Below are 11626 nucleotides of genomic sequence, written 5' to 3'. Positions count from 1 at the left end.
CCGGTGGCTTATCAGTGCGGTAACACGCCGCCGGTTCCTACAGGCAGCGCGATGGTGTGTGCACAGGACACCGGCGCGACCGTGACCATTCCGCTGGGTACATCCGGCCGCGTGCTTGTGCTCGCTGAGGATGCGCTGCCCGGCTGGTCAGCGTCAATGGGCAATCAGACGCTTGGTACCGCGCAACCTGTCGGCGGCCTTCAGGCGTGGCAACTGCCGTCGAGCTGCGGCACGATCACCATCGGCTACCACTCGATGAAGCACACCGTCTGGCTGATCGTCGGCGGATTCACGGCGATCGCGGCGACCATCATGGCCCTGCCGTTCGGTCGCCGGCCCGATGAGGAGATCGAGGGTGAGGAGGCCGCCGAGCTCGACGCTGCTTCCCAGCCCGCCGATCCGCTTGAACCTGAGGCCGAGCCGGAACCTGAGCCCCAGCGGACCTGGCGCGAGGAGCCGGAACCGTACCAGGAACCCGCGCCTTACCGGGAGCCGGAACCGTACCGAGAGCCCGAGCCGTATCAGGAACCAGAGCCCGTTCCCGCGCCGGTCGGTCAACACCAGGCTGCCGAATATCAGGACACCGGGTACCAGGAAGCCGCTTATCAGCAGCCTGGCTATCAAGAGGCCGGTTACCAGGAGACCGGTTACCGAGAGGCCGGGTACCAGGAAGCCGAGTACCAGAGCGGACAGTACCCGGTCGCCGCCGAGCCCTCGTACGAGCAGTACCCGATGAACAACGCGGATCCGTACGCCGAGGAGCCCTACACCTACCAGCAGCAGCAGGGTTCTTACGAGCAGCAGCCCTATCAAGAGGGCTACGGATACGACAGCGGCCAGCACGCGCAAGGCCAGTACAGCCAAGGCGACTACAACCGAAGCGAATACGGCCAAAGCGAGTACAAGCAAGGCGAGTACGACAGCGGTCAATACCAGCAAGCTCAGTACGATCAGGCCCAATACGGCCAGCCAGAGTACGGCCACGCGGGCCAGGCCCAATACGGCCAGGCAGAGTACGAGCAGGCTCCGTACGAACAAGCTCCGTACGAACAAGGCGCGTACGGCCAATACGGCGACCAGTACGCGGACCCCGCGCCGTACCAATACGGCGTGCCCGAGCCTCGGCAGGCAGATGAGTCCGCCCAGGCCCAACACCAGACCACCCAGCACCAGTACGGGAACGAGTACGACCCCGATGGCTACGGCCACGGCGAGCAGGACGGATGGACCCGGTGAGCACGAGCGACGACAACCCGACCCGGGAGCCCCGCTCCGCCGCCGAGCGCTCCGCCGCCAATCGCCCCGCCTCGGCCGCCCGTGACGCGCTGGGTAAGGCGCACCTCGCCCGGCCTAACCTCAATCGCGCGGCCCTCGGCCGCGCCGCGCAGGCAGGTGTCGGCACCGGGCGGCGCCTCCAGGTCGCCATCGCGGTCTTCGTGGCTATCGGCGTCGGCGTCGCATACGGCTACGGCGTCAAGCCCTCCGCCGCCAAGCCGCAGACCCTCGCGGCTGCCAAGTCGACCGCTGTGCGTACCGCGACGCTCGCCTGCCCTGAGGTCGTCGGCAACAACATCACCGTCAACGCGATCACGCCGTCCGACGCGGCAGGCGGTCTAGCCCCGACGACCGGCGACAAGGCCACGGTCACCCTGCTCGGTGGTAAGTCGCCGATCGCCAGCCTTACCAAGAGCGGCGCGCTCTCGACCAACACCGGTATTTCAGGCAACGGAACCAGCCTGACTCAACCGTCCACTCCGGTCATCGGACAGGCCACCGGCGGGTACGCCCCGGGCTTCACGCTCACCGAGACGCTTCCCAACGGCGGGACCCAGGGCACCCACGGCATCGCGTCCACCCCGTGCACGGCGCCCGACACCGATTTCTGGTACCTCGGCGCCGACCCGAGCAAGGGCACCTCGCAGGTCAACCTGTTCAACACCGACCAGATCGCCGCGCAGGCCAACGTCTCCGTGTACACCTCGACCGGTCCGCTCGGCGTCGGCGCTTCGGACGCCGGCCAGGGTCTGTTGGTGCCGGGGAACAACCAGTACGACCATCCGATCGACCTCAGCACCTTCAACGCCACCGGTGCCGGCCCCTTCGCGGTCCACGTCGTGGCCACCGCGGGACGCGTCGTCGGCGCCATGCTCGCCTCCGACGGCTCTGCCGGCCGCGACTTCATCCAGGCGCAGAAGCCGTCCGCGCACCTCATGCTGCCCGGCGTACCCGCGCCGAGTGCCAAGCCCGCCTCGGCGATGAAGCTGCAGCTGATCCTGTTCTCGCCGAATGCCGACGCCGACGTCACGCTGCACTGGATCGGCGGCGCCAAGATCGTGCCCGTCACTCAGCCGCCGCACCTGACCGCCGGACAGGTCAAGACGGTCGACATCTCCACGGTCCCGGCCGCCGGCGAGGCCGGCGCGCTGCAGATCGACAGCGCGAACAACGTGCCGATCCTCGCCGCGATCAAGGTCACTGCTGAGGGCGGGTCCGACACCGCCTATCTCAGCCCGGTCCCGGCGCTGGCCGGCGAGGGCGTGGTCGCGGACGACAACTCCGGTTCGGTCATCCAGCTGACCAACAACAGCACGCAAAGCGCGCAGGTCGTCGTCACCGTCGAGAGCGCCACCGGAGCGCCCGCACCGCAAACCGTCACCGTTCCCGCACAGACCACCAAGGCGGTTCCCGTCCAGGCACCCAAGGGCGCCACGTCGTTCGCCGTCTCGATCGTTCCGCAGGGCGGCGCGAACTCGATCTACGCCGCGCGGGTGATGGGCACCGGCGGGATGCTCACGATCCAACCGATCGCGAGCGCACTGGAGACCGTGCAGATTCCGGCCGTCAAAGCCGATCTGTCCGGCGTCGTTCCCCAGCCCTGATCGCCGGGCCTCGCCCGACGCCGCCCGGCTCGTTGCGGGCGGCTATTCCGGGTCGATGATCTCCGGATCGAGCCCCAGCAGGTCCGCGACCTGTTCCACCACGATGTCGTGCACAAGCAGGCCGAGGTCGGCGCGCACCGGGGCACGCACCTCGAGCGGTCGCCGGTAAACCACGATCCGGGCCGGCTCACCGGGCCCGGCCTGCACCACCCGCCCGAGTGGCACCGGCTCGTCCGACCACAACTCGGCTCCAGGCGGCGGCACCTCCTCGACCGCGAACTCCACCCCGGAAAGCTGCGGCCACCGGCGCTCAAGCCGCTCCACCGCGTCCAGCACCAGTTCGTCGAACTGCTCGGCCCTGGTCAGGCTGAGCGGGATCTCCGGCGGGGCCAGCGGACCGCGCAGGCCGCGCCCACGCCGATCCCTGCCCCGGCGGCGACCCGGCCTCGGCGGCCGGCCCGAACGCGGCTCCGCAGAACTTTGCACGGGATCGAGCGTATCCCGCGCGCCGGGCGCAGTGGCAGATACCGGCGGCGCGAACTTGACCGGCGCTCGACCGTGGTCGGTCCGGGGCGGCGAACAGCGGCGGCGGATCCGGATTGCGTGGCGTCTGGCAGCGCCGGGCAACACCGCAATACACTCGCGCATGTGAGCCCTGTCCGTCGCTGTTCGCGCACCGCCTGTGGTCGCCAAGCCGTGGCGACGTTGACGTACGTTTACGCGGACTCAACCGCAGTCCTCGGACCGTTGGCCACCTACCCCGAGCCGCACTGCTACGACCTGTGCTCGGAACACTCTGAACGGCTGACCGCCCCGCGCGGCTGGCAGGTCGTGCGCCTCTCCCCACCGGAAACCGGCCGGCGCACCCCCTCCAGCGACGACCTGGAGGCCCTTGCCCTCGCCGTGCGCGAAGCAGCCCGCGCTCCCGCGGGCAGCTCCGACAACGAGCCGAGCCGTCCTACCGGCGTACCCCACGGCGACACACCGCCACGCCGCGGCCATCTACGTGCAGTCACCGAAGCAGACGGCTGACGCGGAAGCGTCTGACTGACTCGGTATCGCCGTCCCACGCGACCGCTGTATTACGGCCCTGCGTCTTAACGCACCGTCCAACCACGCATCGACGCTGACTTAGCTGCGCCCGCCCCTGGCACACCTCGGCACGCCTCGGCACACCTGCGGGTCGCCCTGAGCCGGTAGGCTCGCCTCGACGACGCGCCGCGCGGCGCCCACCCGGAGGAACGGAGCCGACCACCGTGACCGCCCCGCACCCGACCGCAGGCGACCTGACCCATCTGGTCAAGGCGTATGACGTCCGAGGGATCGTGCCGGATCAGCTCGACGAGCAGATCGCCGAGGCGGTCGGTGCCGCTTTCGTCCGGGTCACCGGAGCCACCGCGATCACCGTCGGCTGGGACATGCGCCCTTCCTCCCCGGACCTGTCCGGGGCCTTCTCCCGCGGCGCGGCCGGCCAGGGCGCCGACGTGGTGCAGATCGGCCTGGCCTCCACCGACCAGCTCTACTTCGCCTCCGGCTTCCTCAACCTGCCCGGCGCGATGTTCACCGCCAGCCACAACCCGGCCAAGTACAACGGCATCAAGATGTGCCGCGCCGGAGCCGCCCCGGTCGGCCAGGACACCGGCCTCGCCGAGATCCGCGACCTGGCCGCGCGCGAACTGGCCGAGCCCGGCAGCGTCTTCACCCCGGCCGAGAAGCAGGGCACTGTCACCCAGCGGGACCTGCTCACCGCCTACGCCGAACACCTCCGCACCCTCGTCGACCTGTCCGCGAACCGCCGGCTCAAGGTCGTCGTGGACGCGGGCAACGGCATGGGCGGCCACACGGTCCCGACCGTCTTCGAAGGCCTGCCGCTCGACCTGGTCGCGATGTACTTCGAGCTGGACGGCTCCTTCCCGAACCACGAGGCCAACCCGCTGGACCCGAAGAACATCGTGGACCTGCAGAAGAAGGTCACCGAGGTGGGCGCGGACATCGGCCTGGCCTTCGACGGCGACGCGGACCGGTGCTTTGTCGTGGACGAGCGGGGCGAGCCGGTGCCGCCGTCCGCGGTCACCGCGCTGGTCGCCGTCCGCGAGCTGGCCAAGCACCCGGGCGCGACGATCATCCACAACCTGATCACCTCCCTGGCGGTGCCCGAGATCGTCCGCGAGCACGGCGGCGTCCCGGTGCGCACCCGCGTCGGCCACTCGTTCATCAAGCAGGAGATGGCCGAGACCGGGGCGGTGTTCGGCGGCGAGCACTCCGCGCACTACTACTTCGCGGACTTCTGGAAGGCCGACACCGGCATGCTCGCCGCGATGCACGTGCTGGCCGCCCTCGGCGAGCAGGAGCGGCCGCTGTCCGAACTGGTCGCGCAGTACTCCCGATACGCCGCCTCCGGCGAGATCAACAGCGAGGTCAGCGACCAGGCCGGACGCACCGCCGCGGTCCGCGCCGCCTACTCGGGCCAGCCAGGCGTCTCCATCGACGACCTCGACGGCATGACCGTCTCCGGCGAGGGCTGGTGGTTCAACCTGCGCCCGTCGAACACGGAACCGCTGCTGCGGCTTAACGTGGAAGCGCGCACCGCCGAGCAGGTCGCTGAGATCCGCGACGCGGTCCTCGCGATCGTGCGTGGCTGAGCCGCGCATCGACCGCGCGCAGCGCGTGATCCGACCCGAAGCCTGACCGCCGACCCGAAGAGGAAAGCCATGTCACCCCTGGTCGAGCCCTCCCTGCTGGAGATCCTCGCCTGCCCGAACTGTCACTCCCCGCTGCGTGAGGACACCGAGGCCTCGGAGCTGGTCTGCACCGACCAGTCCTGCGCTCTGGCCTACCCGGTACGTGACCACATCCCGGTGCTGCTCATCGACGAGGCGCGCAAGGTCGGCTAAGAGCACCCGCAGTTCGAAGAGCTGAGTCAACGCTGCCCGGCCGAAAGGTGCTCATGGAGCTGCACGAAGAGCTGCTGTCCGACGCCGAGGCCGCGGAACGCGCGGACCACGGCGGCACGCTCAGGCTGATCGCCGCGACCGGCGCGCGCATCCGTCGCGCCGCGGCGTTGCGCGAGTTCGACCCGCAAGCGGATCAGGCGTTGCGCGATCTGGCCGCCGAAGGACGCCCGCGCGTACTCATCGTGCTCGGCTACGGCACCGGCGCCACCGTCGCGCGGCTGCTCACCTCCGTCGCCGGAGCCGCGGCGACCGTGCCGATCGTCCCGGTTCCAGGCCCCGCGCTGCCCGGCTGGGTCGGGCCGCTCGACCTGGTCGTCGTCGCCTCCACCGCGGGCCGGGCTCCGGAAATCGCGGCCGCGCTCGCCGAGGCCGGCCGCCGGGGCTGCCGCGTTGTCGCAGCCGCCCCGCCTTCCTCCGCCATTGGCAGCCTGTGCAAGCAAGTGCGCGGCACGCTCATCGCCATGGCGGATGACGTCGCCCCGGTCTGGTCGCGCTTGTGGTCAGTCGCGGTGCCCACCCTGATCGCGGCCGAGCTCGCCGGAGTCATCCCGCCGCAGAACTACGACGCTGCCGCGTCGGCCGCGGATGAAGCGGCGATCCGCTGCCGGCCCAGCCAGGAGCCCTTCGTCAACCCGGCCAAGCAGATCGCGCTGAGGCTGGCCGAATCGGTGCCCGCGGTGTGGGCCTCGGGCCAGGTCGCCGCGGTCGCCGCGGAACGACTCGCCGACCAATCGGCTTTGCGTGCCGGCGTCCCCGTCATTCACGCCGCGCTGCCGGATCTCGGCCGCGGCCAGCTCGGCCTCGTCGACGGCCCCTTCGCGGCCGGAGCCGACGACCTGTTCCGCGATCCGTTCGAGGACGGCGGCAACAAGAGCGCCGCGGTGGTCCTCCTCGCCGAGGATGGAGCGGATCCGCGACTCGGTGTCGTAGAGGACTTAGTCCGAGACCGCGGCATCGCCCTGAGTACGGTCACCGCCGAGCAGTCCGATCCGCTCGCCCGAGCCGCCTACCTGATAGCGGTCGCCGACTTCGCCGCGTCGTACCTTGCGCTGATCACGGGCATCGGACCCGATCAGGGGCACACCATCGAGGAATACCGGCTCCGTACCGCGCAGTAGCTCCGTAGCTGAATGGTCCGTTGGCATCCAGGACGACGTAACGAGACGGCACAGAAGGTTGGGATGCGCGTGTCAGACATCGTCGTCGCGCGGTACCGTATTCCTCGACAGGGAGGGAACGGGCACGGCGTAACAGGGGTACAGAAGTGGTAGCCAGCGGGGAGATCTCCGTCGCCTTCGGTGATGTCGAAGAGGCGGCGGCACGGGTGCGCAGCGTCAGCGCGAATATTGACATGCTGCTGACCGATCTGCGCGCCATGCTGCGCCCGCTCGCCGACGAGTGGACCGGCGCTGCGGCCGCGAACTACCAGTACCAACAGCACGTGTGGGACTTGGCGTCCGAAGACCTGCACGGTGTGCTGCTGCGCATCGCGGCAGTCCTGGAGAACTCGCACGGCACATATGTCGACGCCGAATCGCAGCTGCGCAATCTGTGGGGGAGCTAACGCTCCGGGGCATTCGCAGACCGCCGCGTCCCGGACCTCCTAGACTCTGGAGAGAACTCTAGGAGGAAGAGAACAGATGGCGCACACCGACTTCAAGGTCGCGGACCTGTCCCTGGCCGGCTTCGGTCGCAAGGAGATCCAGCTAGCCGAACATGAGATGCCGGGCCTGATGGCGGTGCGGCGCGAGTTCGCCGAGACCCAGCCCCTGCGCGGCGCCCGGATCACCGGCTCGCTGCACATGACCGTGCAGACCGCGGTGCTGATCGAGACCCTGGTCGCGCTCGGCGCCGAGGTGCGCTGGGCTTCCTGCAACATCTTCTCGACCCAGGACCACGCGGCCGCGGCCATCGCGGTCGGCCCCGAGGGCACCGCGGAGGCACCGAAGGGCGTGCCGGTCTTCGCCTGGAAGGGCGAGACCCTGGAAGAGTACTGGTGGTGTACCGAGCAGGCGCTGACCTGGCCGGACGGCGAGACGCCGAACATGATCCTGGACGACGGCGGCGACGCGACGCTGCTGGTGCACAAGGGCACCGAGTTCGAGGCTGCCGGAGCCGTGCCCGCGGCGCAGGAGGACGACCCGGAAGAGTGGCAGCTCATCCTGTCCGTGCTCAAGGCATCGCTGGCCGCCGACGGTAAGAAGTGGACCCGCATCGCCGAGTCGATCAAGGGCGTCACCGAGGAGACGACCACCGGCGTGCACCGGCTCTACGAGATGTTCGCGGCCGGGACGCTGAAGTTCCCGGCGATCAACGTGAACGACTCGGTCACCAAGAGCAAGTTCGACAACAAGTACGGCTGCCGGCACTCCCTGGTCGACGGCATCAACCGCGCCACCGACGTGCTGATCGGCGGCAAGGTCGCGGTGGTCTTCGGCTACGGCGATGTCGGCAAGGGCTGCGCCGAGTCGCTTCGCGGCCAGGGCGCACGCGTGATCGTCACCGAGATCGACCCGATCTGCGCGCTGCAGGCCGCGATGGACGGCTACCAGGTCACCACGATCGACGAGGTGGTCGGGATCGCCGACATCTTCATCACCTGCACCGGCAACCGGGACATCATCACCGCCGAGCACATGAGCCGGATGAAGCACCAGGCGATCGTCGGCAACATCGGCCACTTCGACAACGAGATCGACATGGCCGGCCTCGCCAAGCTGCCCGGCATCGTCAAGACCGAGATCAAGCCGCAGGTGCACGAGTGGCGGTTCGCGGACGGCCACACGATCATCGTGCTGTCCGAGGGCCGGCTGCTGAACCTGGGCAACGCGACCGGGCACCCGTCCTTCGTGATGTCCAACTCGTTCGCCAACCAGGTGCTTGCCCAGATCGAGCTGTTCGCCAAGACCGAGCAGTACCCGATCGGCGTGTACACGCTGCCCAAGCAGCTCGACGAGAAGGTCGCACGGCTGCACCTCGACGCGCTCGGCGTGAAGCTGACGACGCTCAGCGAGAAGCAGGCTGCATACCTCGGCATTCCGGTGGAGGGCCCGTACAAGGCGGACCACTACCGGTACTGAGCCGGCGCGTCAGCGTTTGCTCAGCTCGCGGGTTACCGCGATAGACGGTTGACGGTTCTTGAGTCGACCTAGTGCTTTCGGCCCGGCTGCGGAATCCACGCGGCCGGGCCGTTCGGCGCCGCGGCGGCGTATGCGGCCCCTGCTTCGCGCCGGAATCGCTCGCCGGTGACCGCCACGAGGTACTGATAGGCGGGGAGACCAGGCGGCGGAGGCGGAGTCACATAAGCCGAATACTGCTGGGCCAACTCGTTGGCCAACTCCGCAGCCGCCTTCCGGTCCAGCTCGAAGACACGCGAGACCAGCTGTCGTCCAGCGACGATCAGTCCGGTGGGCACATCCCCGACCGACGCCACAGAGGCCCATGCCGCGATAGCCGGCACAGGAGGCACCGGAGGCGCACCACGTCCATACTCGCTGCGCTCCCGCACCACGAGCGTTCCAGCAAGCAGATCACCGATACGCTGCCCGCGCCGCGAAGACACACAGGCGATTGCGCCGGGAAGTCCGACGAGGCAGACCCAAAGACCGCTCAGGCCGCTTAGCGCCACCGTGCCGAGCAGCGGAAGATTCAGATCGGCGAACAGCCCGGCCAGCGCCCGGGCGAACGCGTGCCGGAACCGCTCTGGACCGCCATCCACGCGCACGACCCGCAGGCCCACAGCCGCCTTGCCGAGCGAGCGCCCGGTTGAGATCGTCTCGCTCACCACCGGATAGCCGATCGCGACCAGCACGATGATCACAATGGTGGCGGCCCGTTTCGAGTCCGGATTCCCCGAGCCGGAGTTCAGTGCGACCACGGTGAACAGCAGGATCGAGAGGATGGCGGCCTGCACCAGAAAATCGACCACCACGGCCATGAAGCGGCTGGCCAGTCGCGCGGGTCGCAGCTCGAGCTCGACGCCCTCCGCGATCACCAGATCGGCCATCCGGTCCCCCAACCCCAATGAGTACTTCGCGCGCAGGACTGCCGCGGGGACCACCGTAGGGCAGGAGCCTGGCAGCGGGCCAGGTCCGCCGGTACGGTGGGCGCGGGCAGTAACTCACCGGAGTCAGGGGCGGGACGGAAACGGGCCATGGACATCGACGCGTTCGTGATCAGGCGGGCGCCGCACTGGAATCGGCTCGACCGCCTGGCCCGGCGCCGGAATCTGACGGTTGCCGAGGTCGACGAGCTGCTCGCGCTGCATCAGGCCACCGCGACCGACCTGTCCAAGGTGCGTAGCGCGCTGCCGGACACGGAGCTGGTCGGCCGGCTTTCCGCGACGCTCGCGCTCTCCCGGTCCGCGCTGACCGCGCCACGTGCGGCGAGCTGGCACTCCGTCGCGAGTTTCTTCAGCACCAAGCTGCCGGCGGCGATCTACCGGTCCCGATGGTGGTGGGGCACGACGGCGGCTCTCGCGCTGCTCGCGTCGCTCGCGCTCGGCTGGTGGCTGGTGGCGCATCCGGACGTGCGCAGCACGCTGATCCCGTCGCCACAGGTGCGGCAGCTCACCCAACCCGGCGGCGACTTCGAGACCTACTACACCTCGGCGCCGGCGCGTGACTTCGCGGCGCAGGTCTGGACGAACAACTTCTTCCTGGCCCTAGAGACCTTGTTCTCGGGCGTGCTGCTGGGCATCCCGGTCCTGTTCATCCTGTGGCAGAACGTGGCTAACCTCGGCGTCGACGGCGCATACATGGTGGCCGCGGGGCGGGGCGATGTGTTCTTCACACTCATTACCCCGCATGGCCTGCTGGAGATGACCTCGTTGTTCATCGCGGCTGGGGTGGGGTTGAGGCTGGGCTGGACGCTGGTGGATCCGGGTCCGCGCACGCGGCTGGCGGCGCTCGAGCACGAGGGTCGAACGGCGGCGGTCGTCGGTATCGGCATGATCCTCACGCTGCTGTGCACTGGCGTGATCGAAGCGTTCGTTACGCCGTCGTCGCTCCCGGCCTGGGCCCGTATAGGAGTCGGAATCACGATCGAGACGCTGTTCCTGGCGTACGTCTTCGTCGTAGGCAGGCACGCATACAGGCGCGGCGAAGCCGGCGACGTCGATGCGGTAGACCGTCCGGATGAACAGCCCGCCGTCGGCTGAGTAAGGGTGCAGGGCGGAGAGGGAACTAGAACAGGCCTCTGACCTGCGCTCCGTCGGCTGTTCCCCTTGCTGCGTAACCGATTGGCGTTGCACGGCCCGATTGGTGCATACTCATCTAGCCCTCCGGGGACCGCTTCAAACCTCAACCTCACTCCGATTCGACAGATCGGTTTGACGGCCCGGGGCGAGGTGGTTAAGCTAGGAGGGTTGCTGCGAAAAGCCTGCAGCGAGTGAAGGCGAAAGTTACACGCTACGTCACACTCGCCCGGTTGGCAAGAGCAGCGAAGTAGGCGTGATAGAGTCGCTCCGCGACGCGATCAACGTCGAAATCCGAAACACAACCCTGGGGAAGTCAGAAATGGCTTCTGTTGGTGTGTCTGTTTCTTGAGAACTCAACAGTGTGTCGACATTTTTGTCTGTGGTGCCATTTGTTTGTGATGAATGGCTGTTGTCCCGACCCCCGTCGGGACGGATCAGCTGGGATTTCGGATTCTTTTTTGGAGAGTTTGATCCTGGCTCAGGACGAACGCTGGCGGCGTGCTTAACACATGCAAGTCGAACGATGAAGCCCTTCGGGGTGGATTAGTGGCGAACGGGTGAGTAACACGTGGGTAACCTGCCCTTGGCTCTGGGAT

10 protein-coding genes, 1 rRNA gene and 1 pseudogene are annotated in these 11626 nt (G+C 68.5%); 10 read left to right on the top strand and 2 right to left on the bottom strand.

Annotated features, from left to right (window positions below; genetic code table 11):
* Positions 1 to 1236 (top strand): annotated as a pseudogene (locus tag VN779_RS22240) (hypothetical protein); the annotation flags it as partial.
* The gene (locus tag VN779_RS22235; protein ID WP_325726485.1) at positions 1233 to 2879 is read left to right on the top strand and encodes a DUF5719 family protein; all 1647 of its coding nucleotides are present in this window, start codon (positions 1233 to 1235) and stop codon (positions 2877 to 2879) included. The pseudogene VN779_RS22240 and the gene VN779_RS22235, both read left to right, overlap by 4 nt.
* A gap of 42 nt (positions 2880 to 2921) precedes the next feature.
* On the opposite strand, the gene VN779_RS22230 is transcribed toward VN779_RS22235, so the two are convergent.
* Positions 2922 to 3365, bottom strand: coding sequence for a metallopeptidase family protein (locus tag VN779_RS22230; protein WP_325726483.1), 444 nt, complete (start codon positions 3363 to 3365; stop codon positions 2922 to 2924).
* Positions 3366 to 3527: 162 nt separating this feature from the next.
* Between VN779_RS22230 and VN779_RS22225 the strand changes: the two genes are divergently transcribed.
* The 6 genes from VN779_RS22225 (at position 3528) to ahcY (ending at position 8913) form a co-directional block, all read left to right on the top strand.
* The gene (locus tag VN779_RS22225; RefSeq protein ID WP_325726481.1) at positions 3528 to 3911 is read left to right on the top strand and encodes a DUF3499 domain-containing protein; all 384 of its coding nucleotides are present in this window, start codon (positions 3528 to 3530) and stop codon (positions 3909 to 3911) included.
* Between the two features lie 224 nt (positions 3912 to 4135).
* A complete protein-coding gene (locus VN779_RS22220) occupies positions 4136 to 5521 on the top strand; it encodes a phosphomannomutase/phosphoglucomutase (RefSeq protein WP_325726479.1) in 1386 nt (461 codons plus the stop codon).
* A gap of 69 nt (positions 5522 to 5590) precedes the next feature.
* A complete protein-coding gene (locus tag VN779_RS22215) occupies positions 5591 to 5773 on the top strand; it encodes a Trm112 family protein (RefSeq protein WP_325726477.1) in 183 nt (60 codons plus the stop codon).
* A gap of 53 nt (positions 5774 to 5826) precedes the next feature.
* Entirely contained in the window at positions 5827 to 6951 is a 1125-nt protein-coding gene (locus VN779_RS22210; protein WP_325726475.1) for an SIS domain-containing protein, read from the top strand.
* Between the two features lie 146 nt (positions 6952 to 7097).
* Positions 7098 to 7397 (top strand): WXG100 family type VII secretion target, encoded by a 300-nt coding sequence (locus VN779_RS22205; protein WP_325726473.1) that lies wholly within the window; start codon positions 7098 to 7100, stop codon positions 7395 to 7397.
* Positions 7398 to 7473: 76 nt separating this feature from the next.
* The gene (ahcY, locus tag VN779_RS22200; protein WP_325726471.1) at positions 7474 to 8913 is read left to right on the top strand and encodes an adenosylhomocysteinase; all 1440 of its coding nucleotides are present in this window, start codon (positions 7474 to 7476) and stop codon (positions 8911 to 8913) included.
* 68 nt (positions 8914 to 8981) lie between these two features.
* Here the strand turns inward: ahcY and VN779_RS22195 are convergent, their stop codons facing one another.
* Positions 8982 to 9839 (bottom strand): RDD family protein, encoded by an 858-nt coding sequence (locus tag VN779_RS22195; RefSeq protein WP_325726467.1) that lies wholly within the window; start codon positions 9837 to 9839, stop codon positions 8982 to 8984.
* Positions 9840 to 9986: 147 nt separating this feature from the next.
* On the opposite strand from VN779_RS22195, the gene VN779_RS22190 reads away from it, so the two are divergent.
* Both VN779_RS22190 and VN779_RS22185 read left to right on the top strand, forming a co-directional pair.
* Complete coding sequence (locus VN779_RS22190) at positions 9987 to 10991, top strand: stage II sporulation protein M (protein ID WP_325726465.1); 1005 nt, start codon at positions 9987 to 9989, stop codon at positions 10989 to 10991.
* A 494-nt stretch (positions 10992 to 11485) separates the two neighbouring features.
* A 16S ribosomal RNA gene (locus VN779_RS22185) occupies positions 11486 to 11626 on the top strand; the annotation flags it as partial.

This window comes from Actinocrinis sp., from assembly GCF_035605935.1.
Classification (GTDB): Bacteria; Actinomycetota; Actinomycetes; order Streptomycetales; family Catenulisporaceae; genus Actinocrinis.
This window is presented reverse-complemented; position numbering and strand designations above follow the sequence as displayed.